A 16,394-nucleotide genomic window follows, 5' to 3' on the forward strand; every position below is an offset into this window, starting at 1 on the left:
CGCAATTAGGAGTTTGTAATGGACCGCATCATCTATACCACCATGACCGGCGCCAACGCCGCTGCTCAACGGCAGGCGGTGCTGTCGAACAACCTGGCCAATGTCTCGACCACGGGCTTCCGTGCCGAGTTGAGCACCTTCCGCTCGGTGCCACTGGAAGGCCAGGGCTCCACCACGCGCGTGTTCGGTCTGGATGCCACCTCCGGCCACCTGGAGCAGGCCGGCCCCGCCATCCACACCGGCAAAAGCACCGACCTGATGGCGCGCGGCAATGCCTGGTTTGCCGTGCAGGGGCTGGATGGCCTGGAGGCCTACACCCGCAACGGCGCCCTCGAAGTCACGGCCGAAGGCCAGCTGGTCACCGCCACCGGCCTGCCCGTGCTGACCGATGGCGGCGCGCCGATCGACATTCCGCAGAACGCCAGCATCAGCTTTGGCGGCGACGGCACGGTGGTGGCCACCCTGGCCGGCCAGGACCCGATCAATGTGGGCCGTCTGAAGATGGTGACCCCCAACCAGGAACAGACCCTGAAACGTGGCGATGACGGCCTGTTCCGCTCGCCCCAGGGCGACCTGCCGGCCGATGCCAACGCCACCATGGTGGCCGGTTCGCTGGAAGGCTCGAACGTGAACGCCGTGGAAGCCATGGTCGGCATGATTGCCGCCTCGCGCCAGTTCGAGCAGCAGATGAAGCTGCTGACCACCGCCGAAACCAACGACAAGAGCGCCAGCCAGTTGCTGAGCCTGAACGGCTAAAGCCGGCCCCTGAATTACGGAAGGACACTTCGCCATGATGAATTCCCTGTGGATTGCCAAGACCGGCATGTCTGCCCAGCAAACCCAGATGGATGTGGTTTCGCACAACCTGTCCAACGTCTCGACCACCGGCTACAAGCGCCAGAGCGCGGTGTTCGAAGACCTGATCTACCAGAACCTGCGCCAGGTCGGTGCCCAGGCCGACGAACAGAACGTGCTGCCCACCGGCATGCACCTGGGCCTGGGTGTGCGCACCGTGGCCACCACCCGCAACTTCACCCAGGGCACGCCCCTGGAAAGCGGCAAGGAACTGGATGTCGCCATCAGCGGCGACGGCTTCTTCCAGATCCAGATGCCCGATGGCACCACGGCCTACACCCGTGACGGCACCTTCAGCCGCAGCGCCACCGGCCAGCTGGTGACCGCGGGCGGCTACCCGCTGCTGGACGGCATCACCGTGCCCCAGGACGCCACCAAGCTGAGCATCAGCAAGAGCGGCGTGGTCAGCGTGACCGTGCCCGGCAACGCCCAGCCCCAGCAGATCGGCCAGCTCAACACCGCCTCCTTCATCAACCCGGCCGGCCTGGAGCCGATCGGTGAGAACCTGTACCGCGAAAGCGCCGCCTCCGGCGCCCCGCAGGCCGGTACCCCCGGCACCAACAACCTGGGCACGGTGATGCAGGGCTTCCTGGAATCGTCCAACGTGAACGTGGTGGAAGAGTTGGTCCAGATGATCCAGACCCAGCGCGCCTACGAGATGAACTCCAAGGCCATCTCCACCAGCGACCAGATGCTGGCCAAGCTCTCGCAGCTGTAATTCACACCTCTATTCAGAGCGCCTGGCGCTTGTTCAGCGAGGGTTTCCAAGCAAAAAGCATTGCAAACCCAGTCTGCACGAGCGCAAGCCGCTCCTGTTTTGCATTTCCCGGAGCGCTTATGTCCGCCGCCTCTCGCCCCTCCTCCCAAGTTTTCGCTTTGGCCCAGCGCACGCCCCGCATCGCGCTGTGGGGCGCGGCCAGCCTGGTCATCAGCGGTTGCGCCTTCAACGAACCGCCCCCGGTCGACCTGCAAAGCCAGACCCACCCGCTGCCTGCCACGGCGATTGCCGTACCCCAGCAGCAGGCCCAGGCCACGGGCGGCCTGTTCCAGGCCAACCGCTACCGCCCACCGTTTGAAAGCCGCCGCGCCCGCCTGGTCGGGGACATGGTCACCATCCAGATCGCCGAACGCGTGACGGCCAGCCAGCAGTCCTCGTCCACGGTCAACCGCGACAGCAGCATGTCGGCCGGCATCACCGACCTGCCGGTGCTGACCGGTGGTGCCCTGGCCACGGCCCAGAAGTTCGGCAAACTCGGCGTGGGCAGCAATGCCGACTTCGAAGGCGGCGGTGGCACCACCAGCGCCAACACCTTCACCGGCTCCATCACCGCCACCGTGGTCGAGGTGCTGCCCAACGGCCACCTGGTGGTCACCGGCGAAAAGCAGATCGGCGTGAACCAGAACGTCGATGTGCTGCGTTTCACCGGCACCGTCGACCCCTACCAGCTGCAGCCCAACAGCGTCATCAGCTCCACCCAGGTGGCCAATGTGCGCGTGGAATCGCGCGGCCGCGGCCAGCAAAATTCAGCGCAGGCAATTGGCTGGTTGTCGCGCTTCTTTTTGAGCTTTATCCCTTTCTAATCCTCTCCAGAATTGGGCAGTATGAAAGTAATGTCCACGCTCTCCACATTCCGCAGCGCACGCCTCGCACTGGCGTTGCTGGCCCTCAGCGGCGGCATGCTGGCCGCTCCCGCCCACGCCTTGCGCATCAAGGAAGTGGCCTCGGTTCAGGGCGTGCGGTCCAACCAATTGACCGGCTATGGCCTGGTGGTCGGCCTTGATGGCACGGGGGACCAGACCACCCAGATGCCCTACACCACCCAGACGCTGTCCAACTACCTGCAGCAGATGGGCATCACGCTGCCAGCCACGGCCAACACCAACAACCTGCAGCTCAAGAACGTCGCGGCCGTGATCGTGACTGCCGAGCTGCCCGCCTTTGCCCAGCCCGGCCAGCAGATCGACATCAACGTCTCGTCCATGGGCAACGCCAAGTCGCTCAAGGGCGGCACGCTGATCACCACGCCGCTGCGCGGTGCCGATGGCGAGATCTACGCCCTGGCCCAGGGCAACCTGGTGGTCGGCGGCGCCGGGGCCTCGCAAGGTGGCTCCAAGGTCCAGATCAACCACCTGAGCGCCGGCCGCATCCCCCAGGGCGCGCAGGTCGAACGGGCCGTGCCCACGCCCATCAATGACGGCGACACCATCAAGCTGGGCCTCAACGACACCGATTTCCAGACCGCCAGCCAGGTGGTCAAGGCCATCAACGGCCGCCATGGCATGGGCACCGCCATGGCCCTGGACGGTCGCACCGTGGAAGTGCGTGCGCCCGTGAACCCCGGCGCCCGCGTCGGCTTCATCGCTGACATCCAGGAGCTGACCCTGCCGATCAACAAGCCGGCCGCCAAGGTGGTGATCAATGCCCGCACCGGCTCCATCGTGATGAACCAGTCCGTGACCCTGGGCCCCTGTGCGATTGCCCACGGCAACCTGGCCATCACCATCGATTCCACCCCGGTCATCAGCCAGCCCGGCGCCTTCTCACAAGGCCAGACCGTGGTGGCCGAAAAGACCAACATCAACGTCACGCAAGAGCCCGGCAAGATCATTCGCGTGCCCGCATCGCCCCAGCTGTCCGATGTGGTGCGCTCGCTCAACGCCTTGGGTGCTACGCCCCAGGATCTGCTGGCCATCTTGCAAGCCATCAAGGCCGCAGGTGCTTTGAATGCCGAGCTGGAGGTGATATGAGCATGATGAACACCAGTAATGCGCTAGCGACCGACATCAACTCGCTCAACAGCCTGAAAAGCCAGGCCAGCGCGAACAACCCGCAAGCGGCCCGCGAAGCCGCCAAGCAGTTGGAGTCGCTGTTCATGCACGAGATGATCAAGAGCATGCGCCAGGCCACCATGAAAAGTGGCTTGCTGGACAACGAAAGCTCCAAGCTGGCCGACTCCATGATGGACCAGCAGCTGTCCGTCTCCATGGCGGGCATGCCTGGTGGGCTGGCCGATGCCATCACCGCGCAAATTGCCCGCTCCATGGGCCTCGACCCTGCTGACGCTGGCGTCAACCCTGCGGCAGCACTGAGCAGTGGCGAGCGCAATTTCAGCATTCCTTCCACGGTGAGTTTTGCCGGCCGCAGCGCCCGCTACCCCGGTCTGTCGGGCAACACTGCCGTGGGCAGTACCGCATTCTTGGATGCCTACGCGCCCTCGCCCAAAGGGCGTGACAACTTTGTGCAATCCCACAACGCCGCCGCACAGCGCGTGGCGCGTGAGAGCGGCATTCCCGCCAGCTACATGCTGGGCCAGGCCGGCCACGAAACTGGCTGGGGCAAAAGTGAAATCCGTGGTGACAACGGCAGCAACTCGTTCAACCTGTTTGGCATCAAGGCCACGGGCAACTGGAGTGGCAAGGTGGCCGAAATTACCACCACCGAATACGTCGACGGTATTCCCCGCAAGGTCAAGGCCAAGTTCCGCGCCTACGACTCGTATGAAGAGTCGTTCCGCGATTACGCACGCCTGATTACCGAAAACCCGCGCTACGCCAAAGCCATGGAAAACACGGGCAACGCCCGCTCCTATGCCACAGCGCTGCAAAACGCAGGTTATGCCACCGATCCTCTTTACGCCAGCAAGCTGTCTCGCGCCATTGAAAGCGCGCGCTCTGCCCAGCAAGGCACCCCCAGCTAAATTTACTGAAAGGTACGCACGTGAGTCTCATGAACATCGGCGTTTCTGCACTGCTCACCAATCAGCAGGCACTGAACACTACCAGCCATAACATTGCTAACGCAAACTCTGCGGGGTATTCGCGCCAAACCATTTCCACTACAGCAGTAGTGGGTCAAAACACAGGCTCTGGCTACATAGGTAGCGGTGTTCAAGTGACCACTGTTATGCGCAACTACAACGCACTGCTGGATAAACAGTCCAACGCAGCCAGTGCAGCCAGTGCAGCAGACGCCATCCGCTACCAGTCGCTGATGCAGATGCAAGACATTTATTCAGGTGGCGACAGCAGCTTGGGCTCTGCCATCAACAGCATGATGAATGCCTTTGCGGACGTGGAAGCAGCGCCCTCTGACAGCACAGCACGTAACGTGGTGCTGACCCGTATGAGCGAGCTGACTGCGCGCTTTCGTTCAGCATCCGCAACGCTGGACGAGCAAGAGTACGCCACCAAACAACAGCTCGCCAATGATGTGACGCTGGTAAATACACTCGCTAGCCAAGTTGCATCGCTGAATACCCAGATTTCACGCTCGCTCGCATCCGGTCACCAGCCGAATGACCTGCTAGATCAACGCGATCAATTGATTCGTGAAATCAATCAATACGTTCAAACCACCCAGGTGGACGGCAACAACGGCTCCATCAATTTGTTTGTGGGAGGCAGCCAAGCCTTGGTGCTGGGCAGCAGCGCCGGCCAGCTGAGCGTGGCCGAAACCACCGAATACCCGGGCAGCGGCAAGCTGTCGCTGTACTTCAGCCAGCCCAATGGCGAGCAGGTCGAGTTGACCGCCAACATGGTGGGTGGCGGCGAGATCGCCGGCCTGCTGAAATTCAACAACGACGACCTGGTCGTCGGCCGCAACCTGCTGGGCCGCCAGGCACTGGCCATCGGCTCGGAGCTGAACCAGCAGAACAAGCTGGGTTTGACCCTGTCGGGCAACTACGGCACCGACCTGTTCAAGCTGACCACGCAGACCCAGGGCTGGAGCAACATCACCGGCTACGACGTCAGCAACCCGGCCACCAGCGCCACGGCCACCGTGACCGACACACGCAGCCTGGTCGCCTCGGACTACAAGATCTTGTTCGACGGCAGCAGCAACGCCCAGTTGATCCGCATCTCCGACGGCAAGACCACCAACCTGCCCATCGACCCGGTGAACGGCATCGATGCCCAGGTCGATGGCCTGCAGTTCTCCGTGCCCGCCACGGTCACGGCCAGCGCCACCCAGGGCCAGAGCATTCTGTTCCAGCCCTTCAGCGCGGCCGCCGACGAAATCCAGCCGCTGGTGCACAACCCCAACGACCTGGCCGTGTCCAGCGCCGTGACCGCCAAGATCACCCAGGGCAACCAGGGCACGCTGCAGATGAGCAACCTGCGCGCCACCGACCTGGCGGGCATTCCTGCCCAGGATGCCCCGGTGCGCATCACCTTCGACGGCGCCGGCAACTACAGCTACCAGACCTATGACCCGGCCACCAGCAGCTGGAGCGCCCCTTCAGCCGCCGCCCCCTACACCTCGGGTCAGGCCATCCAGATCAACGGCTGGAACATCACCCTGACCGGTACCCCTGCCAACGGCGATACCGTGGACGTGGGCAATGCCCTGGACCTGGGCGATGGTTACAAGCTGAACGCCGGCAATGCCTCGGCCTTCCTGGCCCTGCGCGATGCCACGATCTTTGACGGCGGCACCACACTGAGCGATGGTTTCTCCTCGGCCATGGCCGTGATCGGCACGCGCACCCAAAGCGCCAAGTACGCGGCCCAGCTGTCCCAGACCGTGGCCAACAACCTGAATGCCGACCGCACCGCCGTGTCCGGCGTCAACCTGGACGAGGAAGCCGCGCGCCTGCTGCAGTACCAGCAGGCCTACCAGGCCTCGGCCAAGATCATTCAAACCGCGCAATCCTTGTTCGACAGCGTGCTCAACGCAGTCAGCCGCTGATTCACCAGAGTTTAGGAGTTCTCCATGAGCATCACACGCCTGGGTACGGCCAACATGTATGACCGCACCATCAGCAACATCAGCAAGCAGCAAGCGGAACTGGCCAGCCAGATGGAGCATACCTCTGCAGCCAAGCGCGTGCTGCGCGCCAGTGACGACCCGGTTGCAGCCGCACAGGCCGAGCGCGCCCGCACCCGCCTGGACCGCATCGAAACCGACAAGCGCATGCTGGATGCGCAGACCGCCACCATCGAATACGCCGAAGGCACGCTGGGCGAAATCAACAGCGCCGTGCAAGAGTTTCGCTCGCTGCTGGTGCAAGCGGGTAATGGCACCTACAACCAGACGCAGCGTGATACGCAGGTGGAGCAGCTGGAAAGCCTGAGCACCCAGATCCAGAGCTACGCCAACCGCACGGACAGCAATGGCCTGCCACTGTTTCGCGGCCTGGATACCGCCTCGAGCACGCCCTTTTTGAATGGCACCAGCAGCATTCAGTCCGGGCAGCCCAACAGTGGTGAATACACCATCACCAACTCTCTGGACGGTTCGCAGGCGTTCTTTAGCGGATCTACCGGCAATGGGGTGCTAGCGGTCGATATTGGCGCAGCCAACCAAGGTACCGCTTGGACGGATGTCGGCACTATCCGTGACCCTGCAGCAGCCACAGCGCTGACTACGCCGATTGACATCACCTTCCAGGATGGTGCCGACGGCATGGAGTACAGTACAGACGGAGGCACTACTTGGACGACCTACAAATCTGGCGATGCCATTTCCGTGGCAGGCATGGATCTGGTGATCACTGGCGATCCTCAGGCTGGCGATACATTCACCGTCAAGCCTAGCGAGTCCATGTCCATTTTTCAAGCCATGGACAACGCGATTGCTGCGGTCAAAAACGCAGGTAATGCGGATGGTTCCACCAACTCCGGCGCCTTGGCGCACAGTCTGGCTCAGTCGATTGCGGAGTTGGATACACAGCTCAACCGCATCTCCACCGTGCGCGGCACTGCCGGTGATTTGCTCAATCAAGCCGATCGCATGGACAGTGCATTGCTGGCACGCAACGAGCAAATGGAAAGCCAGCGATCCGCCGCAGAAGATATTGATATGGTGGCAGCACTGTCACAGCTGCAAACCCAGCAAACCGCTGTCGATGCTGCTTTGCAGACCTATGCATCGGTTCAAAAGCTGTCACTGTTTGATTACATTGGCTAAAAGCTGCTCACAGCACCTCGCACATCGAAGATTTGTGCCTGCGACGCGGCGTGAAGCCGCACGCAGTACATGCTGGCGAAACAACGACGTATCAGGGCTGGTGCTAGCAGTGCTAAAGGCTAAGCTAGCGCATCTCTCTCAGCTTATTAGGCAGGCACCGTGGAATTTGTTCTCAACGCATTGGTGATGGGCTTTCGCCCGCTGTGGAATGCCGAACGCAATCTGGGCGGCGTGCAATTGTTTTTGCACGACGAACCGGAAACGCAGGTAGACACCGCCCACTTGCTGCGCATCTTGCGCGAAATGTGGGCGCCGTCCTCCCCGCTGCTCCTGCTCTCGCCACAGTCGGTGCGCCTGCTGCAAGCACTGCTCTCACACATCACTCCCAACCCCGCGTGGGCACTGGAAGTGCGGGCAGAGTGGCTGGCCGACCACCCTGCGCTGCAGTCCGGCGTTGCGCTGGCCGCCCAGCGTGGTGTGCGCCTGGTCTGGCGTGGCGGCATGAACCAGCTGCCCTCCACGGATGAAGCCAACCACTACGCATGCAGCTTGCTGCACCTGGAGCCCCAGGACGCGCTGATCCTGATGCGCGCCGCCGTGGACCAACCGGTTCCCCAGCGCTTGGCCTTGCTGGAAGGCCAGATGTACGAGGAAATCCACAGCCAGACGCTGGCACGCCGTTGCCTGGAGCACTACCACGCCAGCGCGATTGCAGGCTGGCCCACCGACGATGTGCTGCACCGGGTGCGCGGCGCCCGGGTGCTGCACCCCTCGCACGAGCACGTGCAGCGCCTGATGAAAGCGGTGGATGCCGACCAGTCGCTGGAAACCTTTGAAGAAATTCTCAGCGAAGACCCACTGCTGGCCTACCGTTTCATGCTGTACGCCAACTCGGCCGCGCTGGGGGCGCGCAACCCCATCAATTCGCTGCGCCGTGCGCTGGTGATGCTGGGCTACGGCACGCTCAAGGAATGGCTGACCACCCAGCTGATCCACGCCAGCCACGACAAAGATTTGCAGCCCATTCGCCTCGGCACCGTGATGCGCGCGCAAATGACTTCGCACTTGCTGGACGCCGGTGTCAGCCAGGAGCTGCGCAGCGAGGTGTACCTGTGCGGCCTGTTTGCACGCCTGAACGATGTGCTGGATGAGCCGCTGGAGACCACGCTCACCCGCCTGCCGCTGTCCGAGCGCATTCCCGATGCCGCCATCCGCGGTGAAGGCCCCTACGCACCCAGCTTGCAACTGGCCTTTGCCCTGGAGCGCGAAAACGGCGCCGCCACCATCCGCGAAGTGTGCGAAGAGCACGATATTTCGCTGGAACACGTCAATCGCACCTTGTTACGTCTGGCCTGCGAATGGCACAACCAGCGCCCACACTGGTAGTGGTATCAAAAAAGTAGCTGCTTGCGCCTGTCAATCCAGCACTTCAAAGATAAAACAACTTAAAAACGAAGCTGTACCAGCACTGGCAGCTTCGTTTTTTATTTCCCGAGCCACTCCACCACTCATTGGCTCACCAAGCGTCGGCCCCACCACCATCGCCACGCCTGCGCAGCCGTTGGTACAAAACCTGCTGACAAGTACCCTGCAAGCCACCTACATTGGCAGCTGCATTCCCCTCGCACGTCATGCCACTCCAAGAATTCACCGCCTTGCTCGTTCTGGCCACTGCCATGAGCTTTTCCCCCGGTCCCAACACCACGCTGTCCACCGCCATGGCGGCCAACCACGGGCTGCGCCACAGCCTGCGCTTCGTGCTGGCCGTGCCCATCGGCTGGATCTTGTTGCTGGGTCTGTGCGCCCTGGGCGTGGGCGCGCTGATCACCGGCCTGCCCCCCCTGCGCGCGGGCATCAAGGCCGTGGGCATCGGCTACCTGCTGTGGCTGGCCTGGAAGCTGTCGGGCAGCGGCCAGCTGGCCCAGGCGCGGCCCGCGCAGCTGCAAATCAGTTTTGCCCAAGGGGTTTTGCTGCAATTCATCAACATCAAGGCATGGTTTTTGGCGTTGACCATCGTCGCAGGATGGGTCGCTGGCCAGGCCAACTTTGCCGAGCGCATGCTCGTTGTGCTGCCCGTCATGGCAAGCTACGCCTTCTGCAGCAACCTGTGCTACGCCTGCATCGGCGCTGCCTTGCGCCAGTGGCTGGCCCACGGCCGGCGCCTGCTGTGGTTCAACCGCCTGATGGCCGCCCTGCTGGTGGGCACCGCCGTCTGGATGTTGCGCGCCTGAAGCGGCGATGATTTTTTCGGCCCGGCCCCTGCAAGCCGCGGCGCTTCGCCCCACAATAGCTGCACCGGCGCCGCCGCCCATCCCGTGCCCGACGCCCATTGCCGCAGCGCCCGGCTATGCGTAGTTTCCGGGTGACGCGGCCATGCCCCACAACGGTATGCTCTTCGCACCACGCCTTGTCCGGCACGCGCACAGTGCGCGCGCCGCTTCTAGAGATTGAGTAGTTATGACGAATTGGACCCTGGCTGCACGTGCCGCCAAGATGAACTCCTCCGCGATCCGCGAGATTCTGAAACTCACCGACCGTCCCGGCATCATCAGCATGGCCGGTGGCCTGCCCTCGCCCGCGGGCTTCCCGATCACGGCCTTCACCGCCGCCTGCAACGCGGTGATGGAACGTGACGGCGCCGCGGCGCTGCAGTACTCCACCACCGAAGGCTTCCCTGCGCTGCGCCAGGCGATCGCCGACTTCCTGCCCTGGGACGTCAACCCCGAGCAGGTGCTGATCACTACCGGCAGCCAGCAGGCGCTGGACCTGATCGCCAAGATCTTCATGGACAAAGGCAGCCGCATCCTGGTAGAAAAACCCACCTACCTGGGCGCCCTGCAGGCCTTCACCCCCATGGAACCCGTGGCCGTGGGCGTGGACAGCGACGACGAAGGCATGCTGGTCGAAGACTTTGCTACCAAGGTGGGCTCCGGTGCCGATAAGGCCCGCATCGCCTACGTGCTGCCCAACTTCCAGAACCCCACCGGCCGCACCATGAGCGAGGCGCGCCGCCAGGCCCTGGTGGAAAAGGCCAAGGAACTGGACATCCCCCTGATCGAGGACAACCCCTACGGCGACCTGTGGTACGAGGGCGAGCCGCCCCTGCCGCTGGCGGCACGCAACCCCGAGGGCGTGATCTACATGGGCTCCTTCTCCAAGGTGCTGGCCCCCGGTCTGCGCGTGGGCTTCATCGTGGCCCCCAAGTCGGTCTACGGCAAGCTGACCCAGGCCAAGCAGGCCGCCGACCTGCACAGCCCCAGCTTCAACCAGCGCGTGGTCGCCGAGGTGATGAAGGACGGCTTCCTCCAGCGGCACATCCCCACCATCCGTGCCATGTACAAGGCCCAGCGCGATGTGATGCTGGTGGCCCTGGAGCGCGAAATGGAAGGCCTGGACGTGAGCTGGACCCGCCCCGTGGGCGGCATGTTCCTGTGGGTGCGCCTGCCCAAGGGCATGAACGCCCAGGACCTGCTGCCCGAAGCGGTCGAGCGCGGCATGGCCTTTGTGCCCGGCGCGCCCTTCTTTGCCGATGAGGCCGAGCACAACACCCTGCGCCTGTCGTACGTGACCGTCTCGCCCGCGCAGATCAACCAGGGCATTGCCGCCCTGGCCGCCGCCATCCGCGCGCTCCAGGCCAAATAATCGCCTGGACGCCACCCCGGGTGGCGTATCGTGCACAGCGCATAGCTTCCCGCAAGCTATGCGCTTTTTTGTTCGCTCTGATTGGGAATCCCCGCCATGTCCGCCCATTGCCCACCCCTGACCACCCGCCCGTTCATGACCGTGGACGTCTTCACCGCCGAGCCCTACCGGGGCAACCCGGTGGCCGTGGTGCTGGATGGCCAGGGCCTGGACGAGGGCCAGATGCAAAGCTTTGCGCGCTGGACCAACCTGTCCGAGACCACCTTCGTGCTACCGCCCACCGAAGCCGGCCGCGCCCAGGGCGCCGACTACCGCGTGCGCATCTTCACCCCGGCCGCTGAAATGCCGTTTGCCGGTCACCCCACCCTGGGCACCTGCCATGCCTGGCTGGCCCAGGGCGGCACGCCCCAGGACCCCACGCGCATCGTGCAGGAGTGCGCCAAAGGCCTGATCCCCATCCAGCCCTCGGCCGCCGGGCTGGCGTTTGCCACCCCGGCCACCCGCGCCCTGCCGCTGCCCGCCCACCTGCACCTGATCTACGAGGCCCTGGGCATCACCAACGAGCAGGTGCTGGATGCCGCCTACCTGGACAACGGCCCGCACTGGCTGTGCCTGCTGCTGGACAGCCCAGACACTGTGCTGGGCCTGGAGCCTGACCTGGCGCGCATCAAGGCCCTGGGCCACAAGGTCGGCGTGGCGGCGCGCTACCAGGCCGACGACGCCACGCCGCTGATCGGCCGTGCCTGCCGCGAGGCCGAGGCCTTTGCCACCGGCCTGCGCGCCGCCCCGGTCGCCGCCCAGGCCCAGCTGGAAGTGCGGGCCTTTTCCACCACGGGTGTCGAAGACCCGGTCACCGGCAGCCTGAACGGCAGCCTGGCCGACTGGCTGATCGCACAAGGCCACCTGCAGGCGCCCTACATGGCCAACCAGGGCGCCTGCGTGGGGCGCGACGGCTGGGTGTCCGTGCAGCAGGACGCGCAGCAGCAACTGTGGATCGGCGGGCAGACCGTGACCTGCGTGCAGGGCACGGTGCTGCTCTGAGCGAAGGTCACTCAGGCCACGGCCCGGTAGCGTTGCGATAAAGCAAATAAAAATAATTATCAATCGCGTAAAATCCGCGCATCTTTGATTCTGCCTTGTGCCACTGCCTGCCTTATGTATCGCTATCTGATTGCCAGTGCCCTGACCCTCGGTACCCTCGCGGCCACACCGGCCTCCGCCGCCCAACCCGCTGCGGCCAGCGCCCGCCCCAGCGCGCTCCAGGCCTCGGCCGTGGTGCAGCACTACAGCACCCTGGTGTATGCCAACTACAACGACACCATCGCAGCCGCGCAGCAGATGCAAAAGGCGATCCATGCCTTCCTGGCCAAGCCCAGCCCCGCCACCCAGAACGCGGCGCGCAAGGCCTGGCTGGATGCCCGCGAGTTCTACGGCCAGACCGAGGCCTTCCGCTTCTACGACGGCCCCATCGACAACGCCGACGGCCCCGAAGGCCAGATCAACGCCTGGCCCATGGACGAGTCCTATGTGGACTACGTGGTGGGCGATGACAGCGCCGGCCTGATCAACAACCGCAAGCTGCCCATCACCAAAGAACGCCTGGCCGCGCTGAACGAGCACGACGGCGAGGAGAACATCTCCACCGGCTGGCATGCCATCGAGTTCATGCTGTGGGGCCAGGACCTGGACGACCACGGCCCCGGCGCGCGTCCCTACACCGACTTCGTGGACGGCAAGAAGCCGAATGCCGACCGCCGCCGCGCCTACCTCAAGGTGGTGACCGAGCTGCTGCTGGACGACCTGCAATCCGTGGCCGACCAGTGGAAGCCCGGCGTGAAGAACAACTTCCGCGCGGCCTTCGACCAGGGCGGCGACGAATCCCTGCGCAAGGTGTTCATCGGCCTGGGCTCGCTGTCGCGCGGTGAACTGGCGGGCGAGCGCTTGGAAGTGGCCATGGCCAGCCGTGACCAGGAAGACGAACACTCCTGCTTCTCGGACAACACCCACCGCGACGCGGTCACCAACGCCCAAGGCATCCAGAATGTCTGGCTGGGCCACTACCAGCGCCGCAACGGCACGGTGCTGCAAGGCCCCGGCCTGCGCGACTGGGTGGCGGCGCAGGACCCGGTGATCGCCGAAAAGACCTCGCTGCAGATTGCCAAGTCCGTGGCCTCGGCACAAGCCATTCCGGCCCCGTTCGACCAGGCCATCCAGGGCGCGCGCGACAGCGCCGCACGCGCCAAGATCCAGGCCACGATCGACTCCCTGACCCAGCAAAGCAAAGACCTGGTGGACGCGGCCAAGGCCGTCGGCTTCGAACAGCTGAACCTGGTCGAGCCCTGAGCGGCAGCCCCGGCTGCCTGTCTTCCTGCACCGCGGCCTGGCCGCGGTGCCTGTTTCTGGGCCTTCGGCCCCCTGCCTATGACCTCCTTGCTCCGCACCAGCAGCGTGCTGGCCACCGCCCTGGCGCTGGCCGCCTGCACCGCCCGCCCGGCCCCTGGCGACAGGGCTGCCACCGCCGCAGATGCCGCGCAGGCCCTGTTTGCGCGCCCTGCCGCCGATGCCCAGCCCGGTGGCAAGACCACCGTGTTCTCCAACGGCCGCAACGCCTTCTCGCTGCCCGCCGCCAATCTGAGTGACGCCGAGCGCACGCGCTTCGTGGTGGGCAACTCCTTTTTCAAGCGCAACTGGGTCCAGGCCCCGGCCTCCACCACCGCGCGCGACGGACTGGGCCCGCATTTCCTGGCCCGCTCCTGCGGCGGCTGCCACGTGCAGGACGGGCGCGCCCAGCCCCCGGACTTCCACAACCCGCTGGCGCCCCAGCCGTTTGCCGGCCTGCTGCTGCGCCTGTCGGTGCCTGGCACCGATGCCCATGGCGGCCCCAAGCACGAGCCTGTGTACGGCGATCAGTTCAACACCATGGGCATCCACGGTGTCCAGGGCGAAGGCGAGGTGCACATGAGCTACGAGCGTATCGAGGGGCAGTACGCCGACGGCACGCCCTACACCCTGGAAAAGCCCCGCTACCACCTGCGCAACCTGGCCTACGGCCCCATGGCCGCCGATGTCATGGTCAGCCCGCGGATTGCCCCGCAGGTGATCGGCCTGGGCCTGCTGGAAGCCATCCCCGAGGCCGAGATTCTGGCCAATGCCCAGGCCCAGGCGGCCAGCACCGGCCCCATCAAGGGGCAGCCCAACTACGTCTGGGATGCCTACGCCGAGCGGATGGTTCTGGGCCGCTTTGGCTGGAAGGCCAACGTCGGCAGCCTGGCGCACCAGACTGCCGGCGCCTTCCTGGGCGACATCGGCATCACCTCCAGCCGCTTCCCGCAGCAGACCTGCACCCCCGCGCAGAAAGACTGCCTGGCCGCGCCGAATGGGAATACCAAGGGCCAGCAGGGGGTCGAGATCGAGGACTATGCGCTGGACGATGTCATCTTCTACCAGTCGACCCTGGCCCCGGCTGCGCGCCGCAACGCCCAGGACGAGGGTGTGCTGCGCGGCGAAGCCCTGTTCCATGCCGCGCAGTGCGCGCAGTGCCACCGCCCCAGCTACCGCACCGGCACCGCGCTGTTTCCGCGCCTGAGCAGCCCGGCCCTGTCCGGCCAGGACATCACCCCCTACACCGACTTGCTGCTGCACGACATGGGCGAGGCGCTGGCCGATGGCCGCCCGGACTTTGCCGCCCACGGCCGCCAGTGGCGCACCCCCCCGCTGTGGGGCATCGGCCTGCTGCCGGCGGTGAACGACCACCAGCGCCTGCTGCACGACGGCCGTGCCCGCGGTGTCGCCGAGGCCATCCTCTGGCACGGTGGCGAAGCCGAGGCTGCACGGGAACAATTCCGCCAGATGCCGGCGCCAGACCGCGCAGCCCTGGTTCAATTTGTGGAATCTCTGTGATGCGTTGCTCTTTCTTCTCCCTGGGCCTGATCGGGCTGCTGACCGCTGGCCATGCCCTGGCCGCCGCACCATCGGCCCCACCCCTGACCTCCGGGGCTGCCGCCCAGGCGCTGTACGCACAATGGTTTGTGCCGCAATCGGCCCAGGCCAGTGCCTCCGCACAGCAGCTGCACAGCCAGGTGCAGCAGTACTGCGCCGGCCAGGCCGGCCTAGCGGCGGCGCGCGCCCAGTTCACCCAGGCCAGCCAGGACTGGGAGCGCCTGTCGGCGCTGGCCATGGGCCCGCAGATCGAACGTCGCACCGCCCGCATGGTCGACTTCCAGCCGCTGCGCCTGCCCCTGCTCAAGACCGCGCTGCGCAAGGCCCCCCAGGATCTGGCCGCCATGGAGACGATCGGCGCACCGGCCAAGGGCTTCCCGGCGGCCGAGCATTTGCTGTGGGTCGACGTGGCCCAGCCGCACACCCCGGCCTGCCACTACGTCGGCCTGGTCGCTGCCGAGCTGGCCCAGGAAATGCACGACCTGCACCAGGCCAACCTGGCCGCCAGCGCCAGCACCACGCTGGATTTCCACAGCACCGCAGAATTCCTGAACCAGTGGATCGGCGGCCTGGAGCGGCTGCGCTGGCAGTCCATGGACAAGCCGCTGCGCAGCGCCAGCCCGGGCAAGCCGGCCGCCGTCACGCGCGCACCCAGCCAGGGCACGCTGGCCAGCTGGCAGGCGCAATGGGGCTCGCTGCGCCACCTGGCCGTGGGCGACGCCCGCCAGCCAGACCACGTGAGCATTGCCCGCCTGGTCGAAGCCCAAGGCTGGACGCGCCTGGCCGACGAGCTGCGCGCCGCCGTCCAGCAGGCCGACACCGCCATGCAGGCCGTGGACCGTGTCGAGCTGGCACGCACCGCCCCCGCCAGCCGGGCGCTGAGCCAGCTCAAGCACCTGGTGGAAAACGACGTTGCCCTGGCCCTGGATGTCACCATTGGCTTCTCGGATGCCGACGGTGACTGAGCCCGCCTCGCGCACGCGCCGGCAGTGGCTGCAGGGCATGGCGCTGCTGGCAGCCTGGCCCACGCGCCCCTGGGCGCAGGCCG

The 16,394-nt window shown here is 65.2% G+C and carries 14 protein-coding genes; all 14 read left to right on the top strand.

The genetic code is table 11. The annotated features are described in order from the left end of the window. Nucleotides 1-18 precede the first annotated feature (18 nt). Nucleotides 19-756 carry a flagellar basal-body rod protein FlgF gene (gene flgF / locus SJH88_RS08625; RefSeq protein WP_274754210.1) on the top strand — a complete coding sequence of 246 codons (738 nt, stop codon included), beginning with the start codon at nucleotides 19-21 and terminating at the stop codon, nucleotides 754-756. A gap of 34 nt (nucleotides 757-790) precedes the next feature. Beyond that, entirely contained in the window at nucleotides 791-1,573 is a 783-nt protein-coding gene (flgG, locus tag SJH88_RS08630) for a flagellar basal-body rod protein FlgG (RefSeq protein ID WP_042413623.1), read from the top strand. Nucleotides 1,574-1,692: 119 nt separating this feature from the next. Further along, nucleotides 1,693-2,436 (top strand): flagellar basal body L-ring protein FlgH, encoded by a 744-nt coding sequence (locus SJH88_RS08635; RefSeq protein ID WP_274754211.1) that lies wholly within the window; start codon nucleotides 1,693-1,695, stop codon nucleotides 2,434-2,436. A gap of 21 nt (nucleotides 2,437-2,457) precedes the next feature. Further along, complete coding sequence (locus SJH88_RS08640) at nucleotides 2,458-3,603, top strand: flagellar basal body P-ring protein FlgI (RefSeq protein WP_274754212.1); 1,146 nt, start codon at nucleotides 2,458-2,460, stop codon at nucleotides 3,601-3,603. Next, nucleotides 3,600-4,553, top strand: coding sequence for a flagellar assembly peptidoglycan hydrolase FlgJ (flgJ, locus tag SJH88_RS08645; protein ID WP_420921730.1), 954 nt, complete (start codon nucleotides 3,600-3,602; stop codon nucleotides 4,551-4,553). Before SJH88_RS08640 ends, flgJ begins: the two co-directional genes overlap by 4 nt. A gap of 20 nt (nucleotides 4,554-4,573) precedes the next feature. Then, nucleotides 4,574-6,544, top strand: a complete 1,971-nt coding sequence (gene flgK / locus SJH88_RS08650) for a flagellar hook-associated protein FlgK (protein ID WP_274754214.1) — start codon at nucleotides 4,574-4,576, stop codon at nucleotides 6,542-6,544. Nucleotides 6,545-6,568: 24 nt separating this feature from the next. After that, nucleotides 6,569-7,765: a flagellar hook-associated protein FlgL gene (gene flgL, locus SJH88_RS08655; protein ID WP_274754215.1), complete on the top strand. Its 1,197-nt coding sequence runs from the start codon at nucleotides 6,569-6,571 to the stop codon at nucleotides 7,763-7,765. A gap of 159 nt (nucleotides 7,766-7,924) precedes the next feature. Continuing rightward, complete coding sequence (locus SJH88_RS08660) at nucleotides 7,925-9,151, top strand: HDOD domain-containing protein (protein ID WP_274754216.1); 1,227 nt, start codon at nucleotides 7,925-7,927, stop codon at nucleotides 9,149-9,151. Nucleotides 9,152-9,396: 245 nt separating this feature from the next. Continuing rightward, a complete protein-coding gene (locus tag SJH88_RS08665; RefSeq protein WP_274754217.1) occupies nucleotides 9,397-9,996 on the top strand; it encodes a LysE family translocator in 600 nt (199 codons plus the stop codon). 226 nt (nucleotides 9,997-10,222) lie between these two features. After that, the gene (locus SJH88_RS08670) at nucleotides 10,223-11,407 is read left to right on the top strand and encodes an aminotransferase-like domain-containing protein (RefSeq protein ID WP_274754218.1); all 1,185 of its coding nucleotides are present in this window, start codon (nucleotides 10,223-10,225) and stop codon (nucleotides 11,405-11,407) included. Between the two features lie 96 nt (nucleotides 11,408-11,503). Next, the gene (locus SJH88_RS08675; RefSeq protein WP_045265625.1) at nucleotides 11,504-12,448 is read left to right on the top strand and encodes a PhzF family phenazine biosynthesis protein; all 945 of its coding nucleotides are present in this window, start codon (nucleotides 11,504-11,506) and stop codon (nucleotides 12,446-12,448) included. Nucleotides 12,449-12,562: 114 nt separating this feature from the next. Further along, complete coding sequence (locus SJH88_RS08680; protein ID WP_274754219.1) at nucleotides 12,563-13,750, top strand: imelysin family protein; 1,188 nt, start codon at nucleotides 12,563-12,565, stop codon at nucleotides 13,748-13,750. Nucleotides 13,751-13,828: 78 nt separating this feature from the next. Then, entirely contained in the window at nucleotides 13,829-15,307 is a 1,479-nt protein-coding gene (locus SJH88_RS08685; protein WP_274754220.1) for a di-heme oxidoreductase family protein, read from the top strand. Then, the gene (locus tag SJH88_RS08690) at nucleotides 15,307-16,311 is read left to right on the top strand and encodes an imelysin family protein (protein ID WP_260674690.1); all 1,005 of its coding nucleotides are present in this window, start codon (nucleotides 15,307-15,309) and stop codon (nucleotides 16,309-16,311) included. The genes SJH88_RS08685 and SJH88_RS08690 overlap by 1 nt, the downstream gene beginning before the upstream one ends. The last annotated feature ends 83 nt before the right edge of the window (nucleotides 16,312-16,394 follow it).

Origin of the sequence: Comamonas sp. GCA5, assembly GCF_036541385.1 — a bacterium.
GTDB classification, from domain to species: domain Bacteria; phylum Pseudomonadota; class Gammaproteobacteria; order Burkholderiales; family Burkholderiaceae_C; genus Comamonas; species Comamonas aquatica.

What these genes read in the sequence shown, in the direction of transcription:
- flgF (WP_274754210.1), top strand. Translation starts at nt 19, where the DNA reads ATGGACCGCATCATCTATACCACCATGACCGGCGCCAACGCCGCTGCT.
- flgG (WP_042413623.1), top strand. Translation starts at nt 791, where the DNA reads ATGATGAATTCCCTGTGGATTGCCAAGACCGGCATGTCTGCCCAGCAA.
- SJH88_RS08635 (WP_274754211.1), top strand. Translation starts at nt 1,693, where the DNA reads ATGTCCGCCGCCTCTCGCCCCTCCTCCCAAGTTTTCGCTTTGGCCCAG.
- SJH88_RS08640 (WP_274754212.1), top strand. Translation starts at nt 2,458, where the DNA reads ATGAAAGTAATGTCCACGCTCTCCACATTCCGCAGCGCACGCCTCGCA.
- flgJ (WP_420921730.1), top strand. Translation starts at nt 3,600, where the DNA reads ATGAGCATGATGAACACCAGTAATGCGCTAGCGACCGACATCAACTCG.
- flgL (WP_274754215.1), top strand. Translation starts at nt 6,569, where the DNA reads ATGAGCATCACACGCCTGGGTACGGCCAACATGTATGACCGCACCATC.
- SJH88_RS08665 (WP_274754217.1), top strand. Translation starts at nt 9,397, where the DNA reads ATGCCACTCCAAGAATTCACCGCCTTGCTCGTTCTGGCCACTGCCATG.
- SJH88_RS08670 (WP_274754218.1), top strand. Translation starts at nt 10,223, where the DNA reads ATGACGAATTGGACCCTGGCTGCACGTGCCGCCAAGATGAACTCCTCC.
- SJH88_RS08675 (WP_045265625.1), top strand. Translation starts at nt 11,504, where the DNA reads ATGTCCGCCCATTGCCCACCCCTGACCACCCGCCCGTTCATGACCGTG.
- SJH88_RS08680 (WP_274754219.1), top strand. Translation starts at nt 12,563, where the DNA reads ATGTATCGCTATCTGATTGCCAGTGCCCTGACCCTCGGTACCCTCGCG.
- SJH88_RS08685 (WP_274754220.1), top strand. Translation starts at nt 13,829, where the DNA reads ATGACCTCCTTGCTCCGCACCAGCAGCGTGCTGGCCACCGCCCTGGCG.
- SJH88_RS08690 (WP_260674690.1), top strand. Translation starts at nt 15,307, where the DNA reads ATGCGTTGCTCTTTCTTCTCCCTGGGCCTGATCGGGCTGCTGACCGCT.